Origin of the sequence: Mesorhizobium sp. Root554 (assembly GCF_001427025.1) — a bacterium.
In the GTDB taxonomy this organism is placed as follows: domain Bacteria; phylum Pseudomonadota; class Alphaproteobacteria; order Rhizobiales; family Rhizobiaceae; genus Mesorhizobium.
In genome coordinates this window covers 155,817-179,652 of record NZ_LMGA01000001.1, presented here as the reverse complement: position 1 = coordinate 179,652, position 23,836 = coordinate 155,817, and the positions used below count along the sequence as shown (strand labels likewise).

The window sequence follows — 23,836 nt, the reverse complement described above, 5'->3', positions numbered from 1 at the left end:
ACCGCCGAGGCAATCCAAGGTCGGTTCACCGGCGGAAAACCGCCGGTGAAGGAACGCCTGTTACAGCGTCCGCGTCACCATCTCGACGCGGAAGCACTCGATGATGTCGCCGGCCTGGATGGCTTCGTAATTCTGGAAGGCCATGCCGCATTCCTGGCCGACCGGGACTTCCGGAACCTCATCCTTGAAGCGCTTCAGCGTCTTCAGCGTGCCTTCGTGGATGACGACGTTGTCGCGGATCAGGCGAACGCCGGCGCCACGCTCGACCTTGCCCTCGGTGACACGGCAACCGGCGACCTTGCCGGTCTTGGTGATGTTGAATACTTCGAGGATTTCGGCATTGCCGATGAAGGTTTCGCGCCGCTCCGGCGACAGCAGGCCCGACATCGCCGCCTTAACGTCATCCACCAGGTTGTAGATGATGTTGTAGTAGCGGATTTCGATGCCTGACTGTTCGGCGGCGGTCCGTGCCTGTGAATTGGCACGAACGTTGAAGCCGATGATGGCGGCGCCGGACGTTTCGGCCAGCGTCACATCGCTCTCGGTGATGGCGCCGGCGCCCGAATGGACGATGCGCGCCCGCACCTCATCGGTGCCGAGCTTTTCCAACGCCGCTTCGATGGCTTCGATAGAACCCTGCACGTCGCCCTTGATGATCAGCGGGAACTCCTTGAGGCCGCTGGTCTGCAACTGCGACATCATCTGCTCGAGCGAGCCGCGCTGGCCGACATGCTTGGCCACCGCCTTGTCGCGGGCCAGACGCTGACGATATTCGGTGATCTCGCGGGCGCGGGCTTCGTTGTTGACGACAGCGAAACGGTCGCCGGCCTGCGGCGTCCCCTGCAGGCCGAGCACCTCGACCGGCATGGCCGGCGGCGCTTCCTTCACCTGTGCGCCACGGTCGTTGACCAGAGCGCGGACGCGGCCCCATTCGTTGCCGGCGACGAGGATTTCGCCCGGCATCAGCGTGCCGGTCTGCACCAGAACCGTGGCGACCGGGCCGCGGCCCTTGTCGAGACGCGCCTCGATGACGACGCCTTCGGCGGTCCGATCCGGATTGGCCTTGAGGTCGAGAACTTCCGCCTGCAGCAGGATGGTCTCGAGCAGCTTGTCGAGGCCGGCGCCGGTCTTGGCGGAGACTTCGACATCGAGCACTTCGCCGCCCATGGATTCCACGAACACCTCGTGCTGGAGGAGCTGGGTGCGGACCTTCTGCGGGTCGGCCTCGTGCTTGTCGATCTTGTTGATCGCCACGATGATCGGCACGCCTGCCGCCTTGGCGTGGTTGATGGATTCGACCGTCTGCGGCATCACGCTGTCGTCGGCGGCGACGACCAGGATGGCGATATCGGTGGCCTGCGCGCCACGGGCACGCATGGCCGTGAAGGCGGCGTGGCCAGGCGTGTCGATGAAGGTGATCTTCTGGCCGTTCTTCTCGACCTGATAGGCGCCGATGTGCTGGGTGATGCCGCCGGCTTCGCCCGAAACCACCTTGGCGTTGCGGATGGCGTCGAGCAGCGAGGTCTTGCCGTGATCGACGTGACCCATGATCGTCACCACCGGCGGACGCGAGACGAGATCTTCCGCGCTATCGGCGATGTTGAACAGGCCTTCCTCGATGTCGGACTCGGCGACGCGCTTGACCGTGTGGCCGAATTCGGTCGCCACCAGTTCAGCCGTATCGGCGTCGATGACGTCGCCCGGCTTCATGATCTGGCCCTGCTTCATGAAGAACTTGACCACATCGACGGCGCGCTCGGACATGCGCTGCGCCAGTTCCTGGATGGTGATGGTTTCCGGCAATGTCACTTCGCGCATGACTTTCTCGCGCGGCTCATTGTGCATCGCGCGCTTGAACTTTTCCTGGCGCCGGCGCATCGCCGACAGCGAACGCGCCCGGGCATCGCCATCTTCCGACGACAGCGCGCTGTTGAGGGTCAACTTGCCACGGCGGCGATCTTCCTCGCCCTTGGTCGGCTTGGTGGGCTTTGGCACCTCGGCCGTGGCGAGACGGCGCACGGGCGTCCCGGCGCCACGGTTGCGCGACTTGCCTTCTTCCTCGTCCTCGGCGGCGACGGCTTCGGCGGTCTGCGGCGCACGGCGGCGGGCTTCCTCCTCGGCGCGGCGGCGCGACTCGGCCTCGGCCTGAATGCGGGCTTCCTCCTCGGCCTGACGGCGCGCGGAATCCTCGCGTTCGCGACGGCGGCGCTCTTCTTCGTCACCTCGGCGCTTGGCGTCCTCAAGGGCGCGCTGGCGATCTTCGATTTCGCGGGCCTGCGAGCCTTCCAGCGCGCGGCGGCGTGCTTCCATCTCGCCGCGTGAAAGCTCGTTCAGCACCATGCCACTGCGTTCAGCGGGCGGCGCGACCGGCGGACGCTGTTCCTGCACGACAGGCGCGGCAACGGGCGCCGGCGCGGGCGGCGCAACCGTCACGGCCGGCTGCTTCGGCGTGAAGACCGAGGCGGCGGCCTCCGGCTTCTCGCCAGGCTTGACGAACTTGCGCTTGGTCTCGACCACGACGGATTTCGTGCGCCCATGCGAAAAATTCTGCCGCACCGTGCTCTGCTCGAGGCCCGGGCGCTTCAAGGTCAAGGTCTTCTTGGGCGTAACGCTCAAAGTCTTGTCATCGCCCGATTTCGTATCGCTCATTCCATATCCTCTGCGGCATCATCTTCGTCAGCAACAGCCGCAAGCATTGCCAGATCATCCGGGGAACCGCCCCGGTATCGGTCGAGCGCAACCATGCGCTTCAGGACCGCCTTGCCCGCGTCTTCCGCGAGAACGGCAGCATGTATCACATTTGTGCCCCCCAATGCCAAACTCAATTCGGCCTCGGAGAAAAGTTTGTAGGCAGGTATTGCAGGGCCGCCGAGATGCACTGTCGCGCGCCGCGCCTGGCTGATCTTGCGGACTCCGTCCTCCGATGCCTCGACGGCATGAATGACGAGCAGCGCCTTGCCGGACCGCACGGCTCCGTCCACCTTGGCCGCGCCGAGCGCAATCGCACCCGCCTTGCGCGCCAGACCGAGTGCGCCGAGCACCGATCTCGCCAGCAAGGCATCGACCATGGCGCCCAGCTCAGGAGAAACCGTTACCTGCTTCCTGAAGGCGCGGGCGAAATGGCCCTTCGCCGCCGCCTTGTCGATATGCAGGCGGTCGGCAGTCACCCAGCAACCACGGCCGGGAAGAGTTCGCTTGATGTCGGGAACGACGGACGAGTCGGGGCCGACGACGAAACGGATCAGCTCATCCGTTTCGGCGTTTTGCCTCGTGACGATGCAAGTGCGATCGTTCATCTCGTCCAAGTGTCGCTCCGGGCCTCATCTCACGCGCCGACGGATTCGGCTTCGGCCGTTTCGGCCTTGGCTTCTTCCTCGGTGATCCAGCCGGCCTTGAGGCGCGCCGCCAGAACCATCTGCTCGGCGTCGGCCTTCGATACGCCATGGTCGGCGAGCACGCCGGGGAATACCTTGGTCTCGCCGTCCTTGCGTTCCTTCCAGCCGGTGAGATCGTCGGCGGCATAGCCGGCGAAATCCTCGATTGTCTTCACGCCGTCCTCGCCCAGGGTGACCATCATGGCGGTGGTGATGCCGGGAATCTCACGCAGCTCGTCCTGAACACCCAGGCTCTGACGCTTGGTATCGTGTTCGGCTTCGATCTTCTCCAGATATTCGCGGGCTCGCGTCTGGATTTCGGAAGCCGTGTCCTCGTCGAATCCGTCGATCGACGAAATCTCGTCGGAATCCACATAAGCCACTTCCTCGACAGAGGTGAAGCCTTCCGAAGCCAGCACCTGGCCGACCATCTCGTCGACGTCGAGCGCTTCCATGAACAGGTTCGACCGTTCGGTGAATTCCTTCTGGCGGCGCTGCGACTCTTCTTCTTCTGTCAGGATGTCGATGTCCCAGCCGGTCAGCTGCGAGGCAAGGCGCACGTTCTGGCCGCGGCGGCCGATGGCCAACGAAAGCTGGTCGTCCGGCACCACGACTTCGATGCGCTCGGCATCCTCGTCGAGCACCACCTTGGCGACTTCGGCCGGCTGCAACGCATTGACGATGAAGGATGCGGCCGAGGGCGACCACGGGATGATGTCGATCTTCTCGCCCTGCAACTCGCCGACAACGGCCTGGACGCGCGAACCGCGCATACCGACGCAGGCGCCGACCGGATCGATGGACGAGTCACGCGAGATGACGGCGATCTTGGCGCGCGAACCGGGGTCGCGGGCCACCGACTTGATCTCGATGATACCGTCGTAGATTTCCGGCACTTCCATGGTGAACAGCTTGGCCATGAACTGCGGATGCGTGCGCGACAGGAATATCTGCGGGCCGCGCTGTTCGCGCCGCACGTCGTAGACATAGGCGCGCACGCGGTCGCCATACTTGTAGTTCTCGCGCGGGATCAGCTCGTCGCGGCGGATGATGGCCTCGCCGCGGCCGAGATCGACGATGACGTTGCCATATTCGACGCGCTTTACCGTGCCGTTGACGATCTCGCCGATGCGGTCCTTGTATTCGTCATACTGGCGGTCGCGCTCGGCTTCGCGCACCTTCTGGACGATGACCTGCTTGGCCGACTGCGCCGCGATGCGGCCGAAATCCATCGGCGGCAGCTGCTCGGCGATGAAGTCGCCGACCTGCGCGTCCGGGTTGCGCTCGCGTGCCGACGACAGCGCGATCTGCGTGGCGTAGTCTTCGACGCTCTCGACCACTTCCATCAGCCGCTGAAGCTTCATCTCGCCGGTGTTCGGGTTGATGTCGGCGCGGATGTTGGTCTCCTGGCCATAGCGCGAGCGCGCCGCCTTCTGGATCGCATCAGCCATGGCGGCGATGACGATCGACTTGTCGATCGACTTCTCGCGTGCGACCGCGTCCGCGATCTGCAGCAGTTCGAGCCTGTTGGCGCTTACAACCATTTTCGTCTCCCAGAACCAAACCGCCGGCCTCCCGGCAGCCGTTCAATCAATTGTCGTTTTCGGTTTCGTCCGAGGCGGCGGACTCTTCGTCCGGCTCGCCACGGTGTCTCTTTGCTTCCTTGCGGGCGCGGTTGTCCTTCGACAGCGCGTCCCGCACCAGGTCGTCGGTCAGGATCAGACGGGCCTCGGCAATCGTTTCATACGGCACGCGCACCGTCGGCTCCTCGCCATAGGCGGCCTCGCGCTCGATCAGGACGCCGTCTTCGTCAGCCTCGGCGATCTTGCCCTTGAAGCGCTTGCGCTCCGCCACCAGGATCGAGGTTTCCATCTTGATCTGGTGGCCGATCCAGCCGGCGAAATCGGACTTGCGCACCAGCGGCCGGTCTATGCCAGGCGACGAGACTTCCAGATGATAGGCCTTCTCGATCGGGTCGTCGACATCGAGCGCCGGCGAAACGGCGCGGCTGACTTCCTCGCAGCCTTCGACATCCATGGTGCCGTCTTCGCGTTCGGCCATGATCTGCAGGGTCAGGCCGTTCTGGCCCGACAGCCTCACCCGGACCAGCCGGAAGCCGATGCCGCGCAGCACCGGCTGAACGATCTGCGCGATGCGCGCATCGATGCCGCTCTCGCGGACGATGCGGTCGTCGCCCATCATCTCGTCTGCCGTCACTATGGTTTCATCTCCCGATGGTCTTGCGGGCGGCAGGTAACAAAAAAGAGCGGGACCGGGTGGACCCACTCTTCGTCATACCGACCAAGAATTTGAACCCGATATAGACGATCCGGTCATATGTTTCAAGACGGGGTGTCAAGCCTGCATCCGTCACCCGGACAGCCGGCCGCGCGACAAGCCCTGCGTCCAGCGCACAGGGCTCATGCGCAAAGCCACCTGCCACAATCGAGATCGATCACCTATCTATGTTGCAACGCAGCAATTCAAATTGCATCGCACCATCAAGAAAGGCCTGATCATGACCAAGCGCAACCCGATCTCCAGAATGCTGACCACCTTCGGTAGCGCCGTGGCGGTTGCCCGCGCAGTAGAGTCCGGTCGCAAGCCGAATGCCCGCGACCTTACCAATCTCGGCATCGAGCCGGTGGCGTTCGACAACATCCGCCGCTTCTAGTCCAACGGCCTGGGCGTGATTTGCCGCCAGCCGCCCGGCCGGCGGCAAGGCGCCCGTTTCCGACGGTCTCACTTTCGGACGAAAGTGAGATAGGCTGGCGGCCTGCCTTCGCGGATGGCCTTGGCCTCGTAGCGCGTGCCCGGCCAGCCTTCATAAGGCGTGTGCCAGTCCCGCGCTCCTCCTGCCTGCCATTCGAGAGCGCCATGCGCGCGACAATGCAGCAGGGTCCAGTTCACATAGGTATCGATATCGGACGCGAAGCGGAAAACGCCGCCGGGCTTCAGCACGCGCGCGAATCGGTCGAGATTGGCCTTGCCGACGAACCGCCGTTTCCAGTGCTTCTTCTTCGGCCACGGATCGGGATAAAGCAGGTCGATGCCGTCCAGCGAAGCTGATGGCAGCCAGTCCAGCAGCCGCGCCGCGTCGTCGTCATACACCCTCAAATTCGCAAGCGGCGTCGGCTGGACCGCAGCCATCATCTTGGCCATGCCGTTGACGAAAGGCTCGACGCCGATGAAGCCGGTGCCGGCATGACGGGCAGCCTCGTGACGAAGATGTTCACCGCCGCCGAAACCGATTTCGAGCCGAACGGCTGAAACATCCGCAGCGAACAGGGTGCGAAGATCGGAAGGCGCCTCGGCGCTCAGATCGAGGCGGTAACGAGCCAGTCCGCTTTCCAGCGCGGCAGCCTGGCTGGAACGGATGGTCTTGCCGTGGCGGCGGCCGAAAAACGCCTCGCTCAACCGTTTCGGCCGCTCGCCGTCACTCATGGACAGAGCGCCGCCGATCAGGCGGCAAGCGCCTCTTCGCGCGAAACGGCATCCTTGATCAGCTTGACCAGATCGGTCTTCTCCCAGGAGAAGGACCCGTCGCGGCCGGCCTTGCGCCCGAAATGGCCGTAGGAGGAGGTCTTGGCGTAAATCGGCTTGTTCAGGTCGAGATGACGGCGAATGCCCGACGGCGACAGATCCATCACCGCGCGCAACGCCTTCTCCAACACCGCTTCGGAGATTTTGCCGGTACCATGCAGGTCGACATAGACCGACAGGGGCTGAGCGACGCCGATCGCGTAGGAAAGCTGGATGGTGCAGCGGTCGGCAAGCTTGGCGGCGACGACGTTCTTGGCGAGGTAGCGCGCGGCATAGGCTGCGGAGCGATCCACCTTGGTCGTATCCTTGCCGGAGAAAGCGCCGCCGCCGTGGGGGGCCGCGCCACCATAAGTGTCGACGATGATCTTGCGACCGGTCAGGCCGGCGTCGCCGTCTGGACCGCCGATGACGAATTTGCCAGTCGGATTGATGTACCAGTTGCAGTCGTCGGCAATTTTCAGGTCGCCAAGCGCTTCGCGAATGTAAGGCTCGACGACCTTGCGAACTTTCTTGGAGTCCCAGCTTTCGTCCATGTGCTGGGTCGAAAGCACGATCTGCGTCGCTTCGGCGGCCTTGCCGTCCACATACCGCACCGTGACCTGGCTCTTGGCGTCAGGACCGAGCTTGCCGGCCTCTCCTTTGCCCGCATGGCGGGCAGCCGCCAGCAGTTCGAGTATCTTGTGCGAATAATAAATCGGCGCCGGCATCAGATCGGGGGTCTCGTTGCAGGCGTAGCCGAACATGATGCCCTGATCGCCCGCGCCCTCTTCGCCCTGCCTGTCGGCCGCGCTGTCAACGCCCTGGGCGATGTCGGCTGACTGACCGTGCAGGAGCACGTCGATCTTCGCCGTCTTCCAGTGGAAGCCGCTCTGCTCGTACCCGATGGCCTTGATCGCCTTGCGGGCGACCGATTTGAACTTGGCCGGATTGATCAGCGGAAAATCAGCGGCGTCGGTCTTGATCGAACCGTCCTTGTTCTTCTTCAGCAGCGACGCCGGAACCCGGACCTCACCGGCGATGACAACGCGATTGGTCGTAGCCAGCGTTTCGCAAGCAACGCGCACATCCCACGAATTCATCCCGGATTTCTTGGCCTCGCGGTAGACGAGATCGACGATTTCATCCGAAATGCGGTCACAGACCTTGTCGGGGTGACCTTCGGCGACGGATTCCGAAGTGAAGAAGTAATTTTGACGCGTCACGGGTGTCCCCTCTGGAAGATAGGCAATATGCCGAATTTGCGCGCCACGTGTTAGCTTTGCCGCAACCGCCTCGTCAAGCCGGTTGCGGAGCATGTGGTGTCAAATGACGATGTCGCGTTGAAATGAAATACCCGATGGACGGCCCCTCAGAGTCCTTGGCCCAAATAAATACATCCCGAGGATAAAATCTTCCTACCCGGCCCGTGGAATCACAGGGATACTCCTTACAGAAGCGAGTGCGGCTTCAGTCGCCCTCTTCTTCGGAAAGAGTCTTGACCAGGTCGACAATTCTGCGCCGTACCTTGGGATCGCTGATTTTCACGAAAGCCCTGTTGAGTTGCAGACCTTCGGTGGTCGAACAGAACTCCACGGCAAAAGCCGTCGAACTGTCTTCGGACAAGCCCCGGGGTCCAGAAGCCTCCTGGCCGGGTGCGTCTTCGAAAAAGAATGCTACCGGCACACCCAGGATGGACGCGATCGCCTGAAGGCGGCTGGCCCCGACCCTGTTGGTGCCTTTCTCATATTTCTGAATCTGCTGAAAGGTAATTCCAAGTTTCTCGCCCAGCTTTTCCTGGCTCATTCCGAGCATGTTCCGGCGAAGCCTGATGCGGCTACCGACATGCACGTCGATAGGATTCGGCTTTTTCTTATTATCTTCTGTCATTTTTTCCTCGCCGAATTTTTCCGGCTTTTGTTTCTAGACGCCCCAACAAGCCGGTTGACGCAATGCACAAAGGCAGGCCGCCGACTCGGCGAAGATAACAATCAGCTAATATATTAGCTGTCAATTCGGCCGTAGCCGGCGCCTTACATTCGAAACGAGAGAGACCACCGCAAACAGCAACATGGTCAGAAATCCATTAATGCGCCGCTGGGGAGCGGAGATGGCATCCTGCTGCGAAATTGGTATCCGCACATCCATCACATCCTTCGCGTCGATCGCCAACGCTTCGACGATCCTTCCGCGCGAATCGACGACAGCGGAGATGCCGTTGTTGGCTGCCCTCACCAAAGGCAGCCCGTTCTCCACCGCGCGGACCTGCGCCTGTCTGAAGTGCTGGTATGGCCCCGGAGTATCCCCAAACCACGCGTCATTGGTGACGTTCACAATAAGCTGGCTTGACGTAACGTCAACTGATACCAGGTCCGGAAAAATAACCTCGTAGCAGATGAAGGGAACGGCCTTTACGCCGCCGGGAAGCGCGATGGGATGACGTTCGTTTCCGGCGGCGAAATTCATCGGACCTGCGACCAGCTGCTCCAGGCCGATGCGGCTCATCAAACCAGCGAAAGGGAGGTATTCGCCAAAGGGCACGAGATGGGTCTTGTCCACCGCATCCACGATCTCGCCCTTGTCGTCGATGGCGACGACGGAGTTGTAATAACGATCGACGCCGCCCGGCGTCGAGCCGCCCTCCTCCCGCACGACGCCGGCGAGCAGCGTTTGCCCGGGTTGCAGCATATCGCCAAGCGCGGTCAGCGCATCCGGGCGTTCGGTGAAAAGAAAGGGCACGGATGTCTCCGGCCAAAGAATAAGCTGCGGCTTTTCATGGCCCGCGCCGGGTGTCTGCGACGACATCCCCATCATCGTTGCGAAGATGCGGTCGCGGACCGTCGCATCCCATTTCTCGCTGAGATCGACCGAGGGCTGGACAATACGGACAGCGAGGCTGCTGGCGGGCGGGCTTTCGGGCTGCGTAAGCCGCCAATAACCAAACCCGAGATCAACGGCCGCCAGGACGACGAACAGCAGGACGCCCGTGAGTCTGCGACGCCTGCCGGCAAAAAGGGCCGGCAAGGCAAAAACGAACACCGCCAGCACATTCATGCCGTTCATGCCGACAACCGAAACGCTCTGCATCATCAGCGGCACCGGCATCGCGGCGTAGCCGACAGCGTTCCAGGGGAACCCGGTGAACAGGAAGCCGCGCAGCCATTCGGCCAGCCCGAAGGCGACGGCAAGGGCCGCGATGCGGCCTATGTCGCCGCTCCAGAAGAGACGGGCGAACGCAGCCGCCAACGCGTAGAAGAACGCCAGCGCAAGCGGGATGCCGAGGACCGCGAACGGCAGCGCCCAAGCGAAGCTATCGGCCTCGACGAGCAATGCGCCGCCGATCCACCAGAGTCCGGCCAGGAAATAGCCGAAGCCGAACCACCAGCCGACCGAAAAAGCGGGTCGCAACCGGCCGAAAAATCCGCTCCGGCCTTCAGCGATGGCGCCGTCCAACAGCCAGACGAGTACCGGAAAGGAGACGAAGCAGACGGCGAAGAAATCATAGGGCGCCTGCGCCAGGACAGTGAGCGCGCCGGCCAGGAAGGCTGCCAGAGAGCGCCGCCAACCACATAACAGAATTATCCGGCCGGCCAGGCGCTCCATCAGGCTCTCACGGCGCGCGAATCACGCCTGAGCTTTTTATCAGGATGGGGCTTTAGCTCCAACGCGGCACACGCAATTTGCACGATCCGATGGTGGCCGATTTGCAGGTATCAAGCCTGCTCGGTACGGGCGGCGCGCCTGCGCCTGTCGCTCTTGGTCGTCTCGACGATCCGCACGCGCTTGACGCGCCGGGGGTCGGCGTCGAGCACATGGAACTCGAAGCCGGGAATTGCCTGGACAACCTCGCCCCGCACCGGCACGCGACCGAGCGTGTTGAAGATCATGCCGCCGATCGTATCAACGGATTCGCCATGCTCGCCGGCTCTGAAACCTTCGCCGATCATTTTGGCGACGTCGTCGATCTCGGCCTTGCCATCGACGAGGAAAACCCCGTCGCCCGTCTGGGTGATCATGGCTTCGTCTTCGTCGTGCTCGTCCTCGATATCGCCGACGACCATCTCGACGATGTCCTCGAGCGAAACCAGCCCGTCCGTGCCCCCATACTCGTCGATGACCAGCGCCATCTGCGTGCGGGCGGTCTGCATCCGCGCCATCAGATCCGACGCCAGCATGGAGGGCGGGACGAACAGGACGGGGCGGATCAGGCCGAGTTCGCCGATGGTGCGGACGAGATCGACCTGCGCCAGGTCGAGCCGGGCCGTCGCGGCCGCGGCCGTCGTCTTGCGGGAAGCACGGCCTTTCCTGACACGCGCCAGCCGGGTGATGTGGGCAAGCACGTCGCGGATATGGACCATGCCGCGCGGGTCATCCATCGTCTCGGCATAGACCGGCATGCGCGAATGGCCAGACTGCTCGAACAGGTTCAGCAGGTCGCCGAGGCTGGTGTTGATCTCGACGCCCTGAATGTCGGCGCGCGGCACCATGACGTCCTCGACGCGCACTTCGCGCAGCCGCAGGATGTTGTGGAGCATGGCGCGTTCGCCGGGCGAAAAGGATTCGGCGTCGCTGGCGGTTTCGGCGAGGGCGTCGGCGATTTCCTCGCGCAGGCTGGTGCCGTTGCGCTGGCGGAAAAGGCCGAGGACACGGTCGAACAGGGAAGGTCCGGCAGGCCGTTCGGACGTCACGCTGCCGGAGATGGTACTCGGACTGGGAGCTTCTTCGGTCTTTTCGGATAATTCGCTGCCGGCATCCTGTCGGGCGGCAGTCTCGGGTTTGTCGTTCATCGTCTTCCGGTCGGTTGAGACTTTCTGTTACGCGTAGGGATCGGGAATGGCAAGCCTTGCCAGCGCGGCGCGCTCGACCGCCTCCATCGCTTCCGCCTCCTGGTCGGTCTCGTGGTCCAGCCCCAGGAGGTGCAGCAGGCCATGGATCACCAGATGGGTGATATGGTTCTCCAACGGCTTTTTTTCCAGCTCCGCCTCGCGCGCAACGGTCTCCGCCGCCAGCACGATATCGCCCAGCATCGGCGGGAGGACAGCAACGTCCGAGGGCGTAAAAGCCGGGAAAGACAGGACGTTGGTGGGCTTGTCCTTGCCGCGCCAGTCCGCATTCAGCGCCTGTATGCCGCGGTCGTGAGAAAAAACGACGCTGAGTTCGGAATGGCCGGTTCGCGACGGCGTCAACTCGGCAAATGCCGCGGCGACTGCGCGGTGGACCAAGGTTTCAAGCTCGGTTTCCGGCGGCCATGCACCGGCTTCGACGGTTATGTCGATGTCGAGCGCGCGCTCACCAGCCATGACGCCCCTCCAGAGACCACATGTCAGAGGGGCCCTGCTTGTAATGAACACCCCCATGCCTGCCCCCTCCCCTCAAGGGTGAGGGGAAGCTGCCGCAAGCCAAGTCCCCCTCCACCTCGGGCGGGGTTAGGGGTGAGGATGAAAAAATCATGCCTCGCAAATCGATGCAGAGTTCATGCCGGTCGCTCAGCCCTCGGCGCCCAAGCCGCGCGAGACCTTGCCGTCGCGGTCGTAAGCCTTGACGATCTCGGCCACCAGCGGATGGCGGACCACGTCGCCGTCGTTGAAGCGGACCGTGACGATGCCGGGCACGCCGTCGAGGACGCGCAGCGCCTCGACCAGTCCCGACTTGGTGTTGGGCGGCAGGTCGATCTGCGTCGGATCGCCGGTGACGATCATGCGTGAGTTCTCACCGATACGGGTGAGGAACATCTTCATCTGCATCGGCGTCGTGTTCTGCGCTTCGTCGAGAATGACGGCGGCATGCGCCAGCGTGCGGCCGCGCATGAAGGCCAGCGGCGCGATCTCGATGACGCCGGCCGCGATGGCCCGCTCGACCTTGTCGCCGGGCATCATGTCGTAGAGCGCGTCGTAGAGCGGCCGCAGATACGGATCGACCTTCTCCTTCATGTCGCCGGGCAGGAAGCCGAGACGTTCGCCCGCCTCCACCGCCGGACGCGACAGGATGATGCGCTCGACCATGCCGCGTTCCAGCAGCATGGCAGCGTGCGCCACGGCGAGATAGGTCTTGCCGGTGCCGGCAGGGCCGATGCCGAACACCATCTCCGAGCGCTCCAGCGCGCGCATATAGGCGTCTTGGTTGAGCGACCTTGCATAGATCGTCTTCTTGCGCGTGGCGATCTGCGCGGCCGACATCTTGCCCTTGCGCTCCAGCGTCGGCAGCGTCAGCTGGTCGTCCGCAGCGACCGCCATGCGCACCGCGCCATCGACGTCCGACTGGTTGATGTCGACACCCTTCTGCAGGATGTCATAGAGATTATCGAGCACCCGGCGCGCCTGTTCGGCGGCGGTGGACGACCCCTTGATGGTGAGCTGGTTGCCGCGCGAGCGGATATCGACGCCGAGCTTCTGCTCGAGGCGAGCGAGGTTCTCGTCGAACTGGCCGTAAAGCGCACTGGCGAGCTTGTTGTTGTCGAAGGTGAGAACGATGTGCGCCATGTCGGAGGCCCCCGACTGAGCGGGGGGTGCGTTCTTCAAGTCCGCAGCGCTCAAAAATCTCTCCTCATCTGCCGTCTCGGTCCGGACGTTGGGCTAGACCGGTTCGGCGAACAGGCTGCCAGGGCCCGCCCGTGTGATTCGTACTTTAACAATGTCACCGATTTCACCGGCCTTTTCATCAAGAATAACCGGCTGAAGCCAGGGTGAGCGACCAATTCTCTGCCCCGCCTGACGGCCGGGCTTCTCGATCAGCACATCCATGACAACGCCGTGCATGGTTGCGTTGAAATCCTGCTGCTGCCGGTTGAGGAGCGCTTGCAGTTCCTGCAACCTTTCATCCTTCACTGCTTCATCGACATGGCCGTCCATTTCGGCGCCCGGCGTGCCCGGCCGGGGCGAGTATTTGAACGAATAGGACGCCGCGTAGCCGACCTCGCGCACCAGCTTCATGGTCGCCTCGAAATCGGCGTCCGTCTCGCCCGGAAAACCGACGATGAAATCGCCGGACATGGCGATATCGCCGCGCGCGGTGCGAATGCGCTCGATCAGTTTCAGGTAATCGCTCGCCTTGTGCCTGCGGTTCATCGCCTTGAGGATGCGGTCGGAACCCGACTGCACGGGTAAATGGAGATAGGGCATCAGCGAATCAAGGTCGCGATGCGCCGCAATCAACGCATCGTCCATGTCACGCGGATGACTGGTGGTGTAGCGCAGCCGCGACAGGCCGGGAATTTCGGCCAGGCGAAACAGCAACCGGCCAAGGCCCCACGGCTTGCCGTCCGGTCCATGGCCATGCCAGGCGTTGACGTTCTGGCCAAGCAGCGTCACCTCGCGCACGCCGGCCTCTGCCAGCCGCTCCGCCTCGGTGACGATCTGGGTTACGGGGCGCGAGACTTCCGAGCCGCGCGTATAGGGCACGACGCAGAAGGTACAGAACTTGTCGCAGCCCTCCTGCACTGTCAGGAAGGCCGTCACGCCGCGGCGTTTGACCTCTGCCCTTGTCGGCTGCGGCAAATGCTCGAACTTGTCCTCGATGGCGTAGTCGGTCTCGACTATCTTGGCGCCGCCACGGACCCGGCGCAGCACGTCCGGCAAGCGGTGATAGGTCTGCGGGCCGATGACCAGATCAACGGCGGGCGAGCGGCGGATGATTTCGCGCCCTTCCGCCTGGGCGACGCAGCCGGCGACGCCGACCAGCATCTCCTGTCCCCGTTCCGCGCGCTCGGCTTTCAAGTCGCGCAGGCGGCCAAGCTCGGAATACACCTTCTCGGCCGCCTTCTCGCGAATATGGCAAGTGTTGAGCAGCACCAGGTCGGCGTCCTCGATCGTGTCCGTCGTGGCGTAACCGTCGGACGCCAGCGCATCGGCCATGCGCTGGGAATCGTAGACGTTCATCTGGCAGCCATAGGTCTTCAGGAAGACCTTCCTGCTCCCTGAATCGCCCTGCAGCGAAGGCAGCGCGGCGACCGCGCCGGCGTCCTCGAAAGTGTCAGCGATGGTATCGTTCAATTCCATGCGGCGGCTTCTAGCCCTTTTTGTCGGCGAAAAACAGCCGATTCCTGCTCACTTGCTCGGGAGCGGATCGGCAAGGGCGGATTGCAGCAATTCCGCGACCCGGCTTTCCATAAGCCGCGAAACCTCCTTGCGGTTGGAGGCGGCGGAAAAGGCGATCGGCTCGCCGAAACGGACTTCCGCGTCCATCGCGCCCTTGGCCAGCAAGAGCTTGAGGTGCGGCCCGAGATCCTGGAGGCCTATCCAGGCCGCCATCGGCCTGTGCCTGCGCCCCATCGGCACGCCATGAACGCGCGTGTAGACGATCGCCATCGGCTGGATGAAGATCGTCTCGGCGGCTCCCGCCGATATGGCCATGGACGCCGCCCCGAACAACGTACTCTTGAAGGGCAGCAGCATGTTGCCGTCGCCGGTGGTGCCCTCCGGAAAAAGCACCATGGCGTCGCCTGCGGCAAGCCGGCCGGCGATCTCGTTCGCCTGATCGCCAGATTTGCGCCTGCGTTCGCGGTCGACGAAGACAGTGCGCTGCAGCCTCGACAGGAAGCCGAGCATCGGCCAGCCTTCCATTTCCGACTTGGCGATGAAATTTACATCGGCAAAGGAGCCGAGAACGTTGATATCGGTCCAGGAAATATGGTTCGACGCGAGCAGCAGCGGACGCTGCGGCGAGAGCGCGCCGGTAACGCGCACCCTGATGCCGAGCGCCCTGAGGATCGAGCGGTGCCACAGTTTGAGGATCACCGTTTCCGGCCAAAGCCCTGTCTTGAGCGACACAAGCTGGAGCGGCGCCAGGATCGACGTGCTCAGGACAATGAAAGCGAAACCGAGCGCGACGCGGATTTTTTCGATCATCCTTCGGCCGCCGCTAGCGAAGGTCGCGGCGCATGACGAGCGCGCCGGTCGGGCCATGCTCGGGCGAGCGGTAGTAGTTCGGCCGGTGGCCGACCTGGCCGAAACCCAGGCGCCGGTACAGCGCAATGGCCGGCTGATTGGTCTCGTCGACCTCCAGGAACAACGCCTCGGCGCGCTGCGCATGCAGTTCGCGCAGCACCGCATCCATCAACTGCCAGCCGATGCCCTGACGGCGGCGAGAACGCGACACGGCGACGGTGAGGATTTCCGCCTCGCCGGCAGCAAGCCGCGCCAATACGAAGCCGACCATGCCGGCGCGGGGATTTCCCACCTCGCGCGCGGCAAAGCCGAACACGGTTTGCTGGTCCAGAAGGGCGCCGAACTCGCTTTCCGTCCACGGGCGAACAAAATCCTCCTCGTGGATGGCAGGAAGCGCCGGCACGTCCTCCGACGTCAGCGGCTGGAGCGCATAGTCCCGCTTGGTCCAGAACGGAATGCGCATCAGCCCCCCGTCCTCGGCAGGATAAAGCCGGCCTGCGGCTTGGCGTCGGCTTCGCGCAGATAGACGGGCTTCGGACTGACGCCCGGCGCCTTCGACGCGGCAAGGCGGGCGTAGGTGGCGATGTCGGCGGTCGGCGTCAGCGGGCCGATGTCAAACCGGCGGGCCGCGGCTTCGGCAATTCTGTTGGCGACGGTCCCGGCAAGAACCGGCATGGTCTCGGTCGCCATACGCACGGCCTCATCCAGCGTCACGACCATCGGACCGTGACGCAGGACCGCCCGCTCATCGTAGAGCGCCGCGTGGATCTCTCCGCGTCCGCCATCCAGCGCCGCCAGCACGGCACGCCCGGGAAAACCCTGCCGCGCCTCGGCGGCGAGCGCTTCCAGCGTGGTGACGCCGACAGCCGGAACCTTCAACGCCAGCGCCAGGCCCCGGGCCGTCGCCACGCCGACCCGCAATCCGGTGAACGAGCCGGGACCGATTGCGACGCCTATCCTGTCCAGATCGGAATAGCCGACGCCACCCTCTCCAAGCGCCTCGGCAATGATCGTCATCAAATGCTCGGCGTGACCCTTGCCGAGATCGACCACCTTGCGGCCAAGCTCCCTCCCGGCATCCGCGTCGTAGACGCAGGCGGCGCAGAGGTTCGCAGCGCAATCGAGGGCGAGGACGATCATGAAAGGGTCAAGCGCTAGCCGCTCTTTCCATGGCCTTCAGCTCCAGCCGCCGCGCGTGCAGCACCGGCTCGGTGTAGCCGTTGGGCTGGGCAGCGCCCTTGAAGATCAGGTCGCAGGCGGCCTGGAAGGCGATGGAATTGTCGAAGTCCGGCGCCATCGGCCGGTAGAGCGGATCGCCCTTGTTCTGGTGATCGACGACCGAGGCCATGCGCTTCATCGTCTCCATCACCTGCGTGTCGGTGCAAACCTTGTGGCGCAGCCAGTTGGCGATATGCTGCGAGGAGATGCGCAGCGTCGCCCGATCCTCCATCAGCCCGACATCGTTGATGTCCGGCACCTTGGAACAGCCAACGCCCTGGTCGATCCAGCGCACCACATAGCCGAGGATGCCCTGCGCGTTGTTGTCGAGTTCGTGCTGGATATCTTCCGGCGACCAGTTCGGACGTACCGCGACCGGAACCGACAGGATGTCGTCGAGCTTCGCCTTTGCGCGGCTCTTCAGTTGCTGCTGCACGGCATGGACGTCGACCGTGTGATAGTGCGTGGCGTGCAGCGTTGCGGCCGTCGGCGACGGCACCCAGGCCGTGTTGGCGCCAGCCTTCGGATGGGCGATCTTCTGGTCCAGCATAGCCGCCATCAGGTCCGGCATCGCCCACATGCCCTTGCCGATCTGGGCGTGGCCGGCCAAGCCGCATTCCAGCCCGACATCGACGTTCCACGCCTCGTAGGCGGCAATCCATGCCGCCTGCTTCATGTCGCCCTTGCGGATCATCGGCCCGGCTTCCATCGAGGTGTGGATCTCGTCGCCGGTGCGGTCAAGGAAGCCGGTGTTGATGAAGACGACCCGTTCCTTCGCGGCGCGGATCGCCTCCTTGAGGTTGACCGTGGTGCGGCGCTCCTCGTCCATGATGCCCATCTTGATGGTGTTGGGCTGCATGCCGAGCAGCGCCTCGACGCGGCCGAATAACTCGACCGCGAAGGCGACCTCTTCCGGACCGTGCATCTTCGGCTTGACGACATACATCGAACCGGCGCGGCTGTTGGCGCGGCGGCCGCCGGATTTGCCCCCCTGGCCGATGTCGTGCATCGCGATCAGCGCGGTGATCGCCGCATCCATGATGCCTTCCGGCACCTCGTTGCCGTCGCGGTCGAGAATGGCCGGATTGGTCATCAGGTGGCCGACATTGCGCACCAGCATCAGCGAACGGCCGGGCAGCGTGACGACGCCGCCGTCGGGTGCGGTGTAGGTGCGGTCGGGGTTCAGCCTGCGGGTAAAGGTTCTGCCGCCCTTGTCGATCTCCTCGGCCAGATCGCCCTTCATCAGCCCGAGCCAGTTGCGGTAGACGAGAACCTTGTCCTCGGCATCGACGGCGGCGACCGAATCCTCGCAGTCCTGGATGGTGGTCAGCGCCGATTCCAGCACGACATCGGCGATGCCGGCCGGGTCGGTCTTGCCGATGGCGCTGGTGCGGTTGATGACGATTTCAACATGCAGGCCGTTCTTCTCGAGCAGCACCGCGTCTGGATTCTTCGCCTCGCCACGATAGCCGGCGAACTGTTTCGCATCCTGCAGTGAAGCCGAACCGTTCGCTGTCGCCAGCGTCAGCGCGCCGCCCTCGATGGCAAGCCCCGTCACGCCGCTCCAGCTTCCCTTCGCCAGCGGGGCGGACTTGTCGAGAAACGCCTTGGCCCAGGCAATCACTTTGTCGCCGCGCCTGGGGTTGTAGCCCCTGCCCTTTTCCGCGCCATCGGCTTCCGGAATCGCGTCGGTGCCGTAAAGCGCGTCGTAGAGCGATCCCCAGCGGGCATTGGCGGCGTTCAACGCATAGCGCGCGTTCATCACCGGCACGACGAGTTGCGGCCCGGCAACGACGGCGATCTCCGGATCAACACTTGTCGTCGACACCGAAAAGGCCGGGCCTTCGGGCACCAGGTAGCCGATCTCCTTGAGGAAGGCCTTGTAGACTTCCATGTCCACCGGCGCGCCATTGTCGCGGTACCACTGGTCGATCTTTTCCTGGATGCCGTCGCGTTTCATCAGAAGCGCGCGGTTCTTCGGCGCGAGGTCGTGGACGATGTCCGAAAACCCGGCCCAGAAAGCATCCGCATCCATACCCGTCCCCGGCAGGACTTCGGTGTTGACGAAGTCATGCAGCGCGCTGGCAATCTGCAGGCCATCGATCGCGATCCGGTCGTTCATCAGCTCTTCTCCACGAAATCCGCGCTGCAGCGCCCTTTTGGCCGGCTTTGACATGCCGGCCGGGCGGGGTCAATTGATCGTAAGGTGGAACGCGCGGCATTCAAACCGCTATGCGCGGCCGCCCCGCCGCCGTCGCCACCACATCGGCCTCGATGAACATGCGCTGCCCTTCCACCGTGGTGGCGCGGATATCCACCGTCACGTCGATCTCGGCAGCATCGGCGCCGGCGTCCGCGGCGCGGCGCGCGGCGACCTCCTGCACCAGCGCCTCGGCGGCGGCGAGCGCCGGCTCCTCCTCGGCGAAATCGCGCAGCACGTCGCCCGACGCAACGCGAAACAATCCCTGCTTGGGCTGGCTGACACGCGCCGTGGCCGACACCCGCACCTGGCCGACCACCGCGCCCAGCGCGTTGGCGACATCTGTATCCGCAGGCACGACGCAGCGGTTGCCGACCAGCGATTCGAGCCCGGCATAGTGCAGCGGCGCCGATGCCCCCAGCCCGATGACCGGCCGGTCCAGCGCCACAGACAGGCGGGCGATACCCGGCTGTCTACCCACCGCGCGCTGCACCAGCGCGTGCGCCACGGCGGCGGCGCCGTCCAGCCCGTCCTCGCTGAAGGCCGTTTCCAGGATCGCCTCGGCCGACCAGCGCGTCACCGCCGCCAGCACCCGCTCGCAAAGGTCCTCGGCCGATGCCGCGACCGCCTGGCCGCGGCCGTTACGCCGCCGGGCGAACAGCTCGGCCCCCAGCCGGGCCGCGGCCGCATCCCAGTTGGCCTGTCTGCCCAGGACATGCGCCGCGTCCGACGGGGTGAAGCCGGCGACATGCACCAGCCCCCTGGCGACCAGGCGATTCAGCGTGGCGAGCTGGGCGTTGGCCGTCAGCAACCTGTCAAGCGGCTCCGGAGCGGTGGAAATGCGCGCGTAAAGTTTCTCCTCGCCATTGCCGAGCCCCGCCGCGAGCCGGTCGGGCACGCCGGTGCGGACGGCGAAGCGACCATCATTGCGGCCGGGATTGGGCGCGCGCAACTGCCGCTCCAGTTCGTCGGCGACCATCGCGCCATGCAGATGCGCGGCGAGCGACAACGGCACCAGCCGGCGCGGCCCGAGCACGAGCCTCGGGTCAAGCGCGCCCTCTTCCAGCGCTACTTCCGAATCGCCGCCGAGGCCGAAGGTGCGCATTGCCACCGCCTCGACCATGGTGCGCCAGCCGCCGACGGTGGCGCCTTCCGGATCGAGGCGCGGGCGGCCGCCATCCAGAACGGCGACATCGGTGGTTGTGCCGCCGATATCCGACACAACGGCGTCGGCCAGCCCGGTCATGTGGCGGGCGCCGACCAGCGAGGCTGCGGGGCCGGACAGGATCGTCTCGATCGGCCGCTGGCGGGCAAAGGCGGCGGAGACCAGCGCGCCGTCGCCGCGCACCACCATCAGCGGCGCTGTTATCCCGCGCGCGGCCAAGAAACCTTCAGTCGCCGCGATCAGCCGGTCGATCATGGCGATCAGCCGCGCGTTGAGCAGCGTGGTCAGCGCCCGGCGCGGCCCGCCGAGTTTCGACGAAAGCTCGTGGCTGGCGGTGACGGGAAGGCCGGTTGCCTCGCGAATGAGGTTGCGCGCCGCTATCTCATGCGCGGGATTGCGGGTGGAAAAATAGGCGCAGACGGCGAAGCCGGACACGGTGCCGGCCAGTTCCGGCAGCGCCGCCTCCAGCGCCGAGAGGTCGAGCGCGGCCTCGTTGCCGTGCACGTCGTGGCCGCCGGGGCAGAACACCACCGGATCGCCGCCCAGCGCCCTGTCCAGCCCATCGCGGGCGAGGTCGGACGGCGAAAAGCCGATCATGACGAGCGCGGCGCGGCCGCCCTGCCCCTCGACCAGCGCGTTGGTGGCGAGCGTCGTCGACATCGACACCAGCTTGATCGCTGCCGGATCGAGGCCGGAGGCATCCAGCACCGCGTCGACCGCGCCGGCGATGCCGATGGCGAGGTCGTGCCGGGTGGTCAGCGCCTTGGCCTTGGCGAGCACGGCGCCCCGGCCGTCGCTCCACAGCACCGCGTCGGTGTAGGTGCCGCCCGTGTCGATGCCGAGGAAGACGGGGGCGGAAGGCGGACCGGCGGGCGGCGAGCCTGAAGCCGGGGCGGTCTGGGTGATGTCGGTCATGATAGTCATGGCAGGCGGGCGGTAGCGGTCCGTGAGGTCTCGTCCGGCTTTAGCCCATTCGCAGCGCCGAGGGAAACCGGCGATTGCCGGCGTGCACTTGCGGCGACAGGCTCAGCGCTCCGCCGCCTCGTCCATCTCCTGCGACAGCGGCCGGATGCGCGGATCGGGCTGTTCGGCGGGATCTGGCGCGGGCTGCCGCGCGGCCGGCACATCGGCTGACGGCACCGCGCGCGGACCGGCGCAGGCGGCGAGGAGGACGGGCAGAATCAGCGCGAGAAAGCGGAGCATGGCGGGGAGGAATAACGCGGCAAAGGCGGCGGGAGAATGGCGCAGCCTCACCCATAAGGCGCGTTTGTCGGCCAAGTGGAAACCGGCGCATATGTGCGTGGACGGCTGGCCAAAGACGGCGACGCCGGCCATCGATACGTCATGAAGTAAAGCCCCGCGCTTCGCCGGGGATTCATGCGCTTCCATGTTTTTCGGAGAACCCGACGGACGATCCCGCGCCGCCGGGCGCGCGCTGTCTCCCCCCTTGCGGGGGAAAGCATTTTCCTGCATTTGCGAGTGGGCTTGTCCCCGAGAAAGTGCTTGGAAAATGCCAGAGAGGGGCTTTTCAGCAGCCGATCAGCGCGATCCCCGGGGTGGGACCCGGTGCTTCGCACCTCCCACCCATAATTGACTAAAATCGACTCACCGGGTTGATTTTCCGCCAGGCAACCCTGTTGCCTGGCGTCGTCAATTATCCCCCATCTTCAACGCCTCGATGAACGCCGCCTGCGGGATGTCCACCTTGCCGAACTGGCGCATGCGCTTCTTGCCCTCTTTCTGCTTGTCGAGCAGCTTGCGCTTGCGGGTCACGTCGCCACCGTAGCACTTGGCGGTGACGTCCTTGCGCAGCGCCGAGATGGTCTCGCGGGCGATGACCTTGCCGCCGATGGCGGCCTGGATCGGGATCTTGAACATGTGCTGCGGGATCAGTTCCTTCAGCTTTTCGCACATCACCCGGCCGCGCTTTTCGGCCGCCGTGCGGTGGACCAGCATGGACAGCGCATCGACCGGCTCCTCATTGACCAGGATCGACATCTTGACGAGGTCGCCCTCCTTGTAGTCGGTCAGATGGTAGTCGAAGGAGGCGTAGCCCTTGGAGATCGACTTCAGCCTGTCGTAGAAATCGAACACCACCTCGTTGAGCGGCAAATCGTACTGCAGCATGGCGCGCTTGCCGACATAGGAGAGATCCACCTGCACGCCGCGGCGCTCCTGGCAGAGCTTCAAAATGCTGCCGAGATAATCGTCGGGCGTCAAAATGGTGGCGCGGATCCACGGTTCCTCGATGGCAAGGACCTGCATCACGTCCGGCATGTCGGCCGGGTTGTGCAACTCCTTGACCGAACCGTCGCGCAGTTGCAGCCGGTAGACGACGGAGGGCGCGGTGGCGATCAGGTCGAGGTCGAACTCACGCTCCAGCCGCTCCTGTATGATCTCCAGATGCAGCAGGCCGAGGAAGCCGCAGCGGAAGCCGAAGCCGAGCGCGGCGGAGGTTTCCATTTCATAGGAGAAGGATGCGTCGTTCAGGCGCAGCTTGCCTACGGCGGCGCGCAGATCCTCGAAATCGGCGGCATCGACCGGGAACAGGCCGCAGAAAACGACCGGCTGCGCCGGCTTGAAGCCCGGGAGCGCTTCGGCGGTCGGGCGGCGGTCCTCGGTGATGGTGTCGCCGACGCGGGTGTCGGCCACTTCCTTGATCGAGGCGGTGATGAAGCCGAATTCGCCGGGGCCGATCTCGTCGGTCTGGATCATCTTCGGGGTGAAGAAGCCGGTGCGCTCGACCGGATATCTGGCGCCGGTGCCCATCATGCGGATGGTCTGGCCTTTCTTCATGACGCCGTCGATGACGCGCACCAGAACGATGACGCCGAGATAGGCGTCGTACCAGCTGTCGACCAGCATGGCCTTCAAAGGCCTGGATGCATCGCCTTGCTTGGGCGGCGGCAACTGGTTGACGATGGCCTCCAGCACGTCTGGAATGCCGATGCCGGATTTGGCCGAAATCAGCACGGCCTGGCTGGCATCGATGCCGATCACCTCTTCCACCTGCTCGCGGATGCGCTCCGGCTCGGCGGCGGGCAGGTCGATCTTGTTCAGCACCACGACGATCTCGTGGTTGGCGTCGATGGCCTGATAGACATTGGCGAGCGTCTGCGCCTCCACCCCCTGCGAAGCATCAACCACCAGCAACGACCCCTCGCAGGCGCGCAGCGAGCGCGACACTTCATAGGCGAAATCGACATGGCCTGGCGTGTCGATCAGGTTGAGGACGTAATCCTCGCCATTGGCGGCTCGATAATTGAGCCGCACGGTCTGCGCCTTGATGGTGATGCCGCGTTCGCGCTCGATGTCCATATTGTCGAGCACCTGCTCCTTGCCGGCCATTTCGCGCGCGTCGAGGCCGCCGGTCGACTGGATCAGCCGGTCGGCGAGCGTCGACTTGCCGTGGTCGATATGGGCGACGATGGAGAAATTGCGGATGTGGGAAATCGGTGTTGCCATGGTGCGCGGGCTT

20 protein-coding genes are annotated in these 23,836 nt (G+C 64.5%); 1 reads left to right on the top strand and 19 read right to left on the bottom strand.

Annotated features, from left to right (window positions below; translation table 11 throughout):
- Window positions 1-60: 60 nt before the first annotated feature.
- From infB to rimP, 4 genes are read right to left on the bottom strand one after another with little or no spacing between them, the layout of a single operon-like run.
- Window positions 61-2,649 carry a translation initiation factor IF-2 gene (gene infB / locus ASD44_RS00855; RefSeq protein ID WP_056107504.1) on the bottom strand — a complete coding sequence of 863 codons (2,589 nt, stop codon included), beginning with the start codon at window positions 2,647-2,649 and terminating at the stop codon, window positions 61-63.
- Window positions 2,646-3,296 carry an RNA-binding protein gene (locus ASD44_RS00850; protein ID WP_156459884.1) on the bottom strand — a complete coding sequence of 217 codons (651 nt, stop codon included), beginning with the start codon at window positions 3,294-3,296 and terminating at the stop codon, window positions 2,646-2,648. The genes infB and ASD44_RS00850 overlap by 4 nt, the downstream gene beginning before the upstream one ends.
- A 29-nt stretch (window positions 3,297-3,325) precedes the next feature.
- Complete coding sequence (gene nusA, locus ASD44_RS00845; protein WP_056107498.1) at window positions 3,326-4,918, bottom strand: transcription termination factor NusA; 1,593 nt, start codon at window positions 4,916-4,918, stop codon at window positions 3,326-3,328.
- A gap of 46 nt (window positions 4,919-4,964) precedes the next feature.
- Complete coding sequence (gene rimP / locus ASD44_RS00840; RefSeq protein WP_056107495.1) at window positions 4,965-5,576, bottom strand: ribosome maturation factor RimP; 612 nt, start codon at window positions 5,574-5,576, stop codon at window positions 4,965-4,967.
- Window positions 5,577-5,862: 286 nt separating this feature from the next.
- Between rimP and ASD44_RS00835 the strand changes: the two genes are divergently transcribed.
- Window positions 5,863-6,048, top strand: coding sequence for a hypothetical protein (locus ASD44_RS00835; protein WP_056107492.1), 186 nt, complete (start codon window positions 5,863-5,865; stop codon window positions 6,046-6,048).
- A 68-nt stretch (window positions 6,049-6,116) separates the two neighbouring features.
- Here ASD44_RS00835 and ASD44_RS00830 read toward each other — a convergent pair whose 3' ends face one another.
- The 15 genes from ASD44_RS00830 to lepA all read right to left on the bottom strand — a co-directional run bounded on the left by ASD44_RS00830 (window position 6,117) and on the right by lepA (window position 23,823).
- Window positions 6,117-6,818, bottom strand: a complete 702-nt coding sequence (locus tag ASD44_RS00830) for a tRNA (guanosine(46)-N(7))-methyltransferase TrmB (protein ID WP_056107488.1) — start codon at window positions 6,816-6,818, stop codon at window positions 6,117-6,119.
- A gap of 17 nt (window positions 6,819-6,835) precedes the next feature.
- Window positions 6,836-8,119 (bottom strand): methionine adenosyltransferase, encoded by a 1,284-nt coding sequence (metK, locus tag ASD44_RS00825; RefSeq protein WP_056107484.1) that lies wholly within the window; start codon window positions 8,117-8,119, stop codon window positions 6,836-6,838.
- Window positions 8,120-8,363: 244 nt separating this feature from the next.
- Window positions 8,364-8,783, bottom strand: coding sequence for a helix-turn-helix transcriptional regulator (locus tag ASD44_RS00820; RefSeq protein WP_056107482.1), 420 nt, complete (start codon window positions 8,781-8,783; stop codon window positions 8,364-8,366).
- Between the two features lie 120 nt (window positions 8,784-8,903).
- Window positions 8,904-10,496 (bottom strand): apolipoprotein N-acyltransferase, encoded by a 1,593-nt coding sequence (lnt, locus tag ASD44_RS00815; protein WP_056107478.1) that lies wholly within the window; start codon window positions 10,494-10,496, stop codon window positions 8,904-8,906.
- A 110-nt stretch (window positions 10,497-10,606) separates the two neighbouring features.
- The gene (locus ASD44_RS00810; RefSeq protein ID WP_056107475.1) at window positions 10,607-11,680 is read right to left on the bottom strand and encodes a hemolysin family protein; all 1,074 of its coding nucleotides are present in this window, start codon (window positions 11,678-11,680) and stop codon (window positions 10,607-10,609) included.
- A 27-nt stretch (window positions 11,681-11,707) separates the two neighbouring features.
- Window positions 11,708-12,193, bottom strand: coding sequence for an rRNA maturation RNase YbeY (gene ybeY / locus ASD44_RS00805; RefSeq protein ID WP_056107471.1), 486 nt, complete (start codon window positions 12,191-12,193; stop codon window positions 11,708-11,710).
- A 186-nt stretch (window positions 12,194-12,379) separates the two neighbouring features.
- Entirely contained in the window at window positions 12,380-13,426 is a 1,047-nt protein-coding gene (locus ASD44_RS00800) for a PhoH family protein (RefSeq protein ID WP_056107469.1), read from the bottom strand.
- A gap of 39 nt (window positions 13,427-13,465) precedes the next feature.
- Window positions 13,466-14,830 carry a tRNA (N6-isopentenyl adenosine(37)-C2)-methylthiotransferase MiaB gene (gene miaB, locus ASD44_RS00795; protein WP_320409846.1) on the bottom strand — a complete coding sequence of 455 codons (1,365 nt, stop codon included), beginning with the start codon at window positions 14,828-14,830 and terminating at the stop codon, window positions 13,466-13,468.
- A gap of 105 nt (window positions 14,831-14,935) precedes the next feature.
- A complete protein-coding gene (locus tag ASD44_RS00790) occupies window positions 14,936-15,736 on the bottom strand; it encodes a 1-acyl-sn-glycerol-3-phosphate acyltransferase (RefSeq protein WP_056107462.1) in 801 nt (266 codons plus the stop codon).
- A gap of 13 nt (window positions 15,737-15,749) precedes the next feature.
- Window positions 15,750-16,238, bottom strand: coding sequence for a ribosomal protein S18-alanine N-acetyltransferase (gene rimI, locus ASD44_RS00785; protein ID WP_056107458.1), 489 nt, complete (start codon window positions 16,236-16,238; stop codon window positions 15,750-15,752).
- Window positions 16,238-16,915 carry a tRNA (adenosine(37)-N6)-threonylcarbamoyltransferase complex dimerization subunit type 1 TsaB gene (tsaB, locus tag ASD44_RS00780; protein ID WP_056107455.1) on the bottom strand — a complete coding sequence of 226 codons (678 nt, stop codon included), beginning with the start codon at window positions 16,913-16,915 and terminating at the stop codon, window positions 16,238-16,240. Before tsaB ends, rimI begins: the two co-directional genes overlap by 1 nt.
- 7 nt (window positions 16,916-16,922) lie before the next feature.
- On the bottom strand, window positions 16,923-19,115 hold the full coding sequence (locus tag ASD44_RS00775; protein ID WP_056115169.1) for a malate synthase G: 2,193 nt from the start codon (window positions 19,113-19,115) through the stop codon (window positions 16,923-16,925).
- A 100-nt stretch (window positions 19,116-19,215) separates the two neighbouring features.
- Window positions 19,216-21,273 carry a hydantoinase/oxoprolinase family protein gene (locus ASD44_RS00770; RefSeq protein ID WP_056115166.1) on the bottom strand — a complete coding sequence of 686 codons (2,058 nt, stop codon included), beginning with the start codon at window positions 21,271-21,273 and terminating at the stop codon, window positions 19,216-19,218.
- A 111-nt stretch (window positions 21,274-21,384) separates the two neighbouring features.
- Complete coding sequence (locus ASD44_RS00765) at window positions 21,385-21,693, bottom strand: hypothetical protein (RefSeq protein ID WP_056107452.1); 309 nt, start codon at window positions 21,691-21,693, stop codon at window positions 21,385-21,387.
- A gap of 315 nt (window positions 21,694-22,008) precedes the next feature.
- Window positions 22,009-23,823 carry a translation elongation factor 4 gene (gene lepA, locus ASD44_RS00760; protein WP_056107445.1) on the bottom strand — a complete coding sequence of 605 codons (1,815 nt, stop codon included), beginning with the start codon at window positions 23,821-23,823 and terminating at the stop codon, window positions 22,009-22,011.
- Window positions 23,824-23,836 lie beyond the last annotated feature (13 nt).

Excerpts from the sequence above, each read along its gene's own strand:
- ASD44_RS00775 (WP_056115169.1), bottom strand. The coding sequence starts at position 19,115 with ATGAACGACCGGATCGCGATCGATGGCCTGCAGATTGCCAGCGCGCTG.
- rimP (WP_056107495.1), bottom strand. The coding sequence starts at position 5,576 with ATGATGGGCGACGACCGCATCGTCCGCGAGAGCGGCATCGATGCGCGC.
- ASD44_RS00770 (WP_056115166.1), bottom strand. The coding sequence starts at position 21,273 with ATGACCGACATCACCCAGACCGCCCCGGCTTCAGGCTCGCCGCCCGCC.
- lnt (WP_056107478.1), bottom strand. The coding sequence starts at position 10,496 with ATGGAGCGCCTGGCCGGCCGGATAATTCTGTTATGTGGTTGGCGGCGC.
- ASD44_RS00850 (WP_156459884.1), bottom strand. The coding sequence starts at position 3,296 with ATGAACGATCGCACTTGCATCGTCACGAGGCAAAACGCCGAAACGGAT.
- lepA (WP_056107445.1), bottom strand. The coding sequence starts at position 23,823 with ATGGCAACACCGATTTCCCACATCCGCAATTTCTCCATCGTCGCCCAT.
- ASD44_RS00790 (WP_056107462.1), bottom strand. The coding sequence starts at position 15,736 with ATGATCGAAAAAATCCGCGTCGCGCTCGGTTTCGCTTTCATTGTCCTG.
- ybeY (WP_056107471.1), bottom strand. The coding sequence starts at position 12,193 with ATGGCTGGTGAGCGCGCGCTCGACATCGACATAACCGTCGAAGCCGGT.
- ASD44_RS00765 (WP_056107452.1), bottom strand. The coding sequence starts at position 21,693 with ATGGCCGGCGTCGCCGTCTTTGGCCAGCCGTCCACGCACATATGCGCC.
- nusA (WP_056107498.1), bottom strand. The coding sequence starts at position 4,918 with ATGGTTGTAAGCGCCAACAGGCTCGAACTGCTGCAGATCGCGGACGCG.
- infB (WP_056107504.1), bottom strand. The coding sequence starts at position 2,649 with ATGAGCGATACGAAATCGGGCGATGACAAGACTTTGAGCGTTACGCCC.
- ASD44_RS00830 (WP_056107488.1), bottom strand. The coding sequence starts at position 6,818 with ATGAGTGACGGCGAGCGGCCGAAACGGTTGAGCGAGGCGTTTTTCGGC.
- ASD44_RS00820 (WP_056107482.1), bottom strand. The coding sequence starts at position 8,783 with ATGACAGAAGATAATAAGAAAAAGCCGAATCCTATCGACGTGCATGTC.
- rimI (WP_056107458.1), bottom strand. The coding sequence starts at position 16,238 with ATGCGCATTCCGTTCTGGACCAAGCGGGACTATGCGCTCCAGCCGCTG.
- ASD44_RS00810 (WP_056107475.1), bottom strand. The coding sequence starts at position 11,680 with ATGAACGACAAACCCGAGACTGCCGCCCGACAGGATGCCGGCAGCGAA.
- tsaB (WP_056107455.1), bottom strand. The coding sequence starts at position 16,915 with ATGATCGTCCTCGCCCTCGATTGCGCTGCGAACCTCTGCGCCGCCTGC.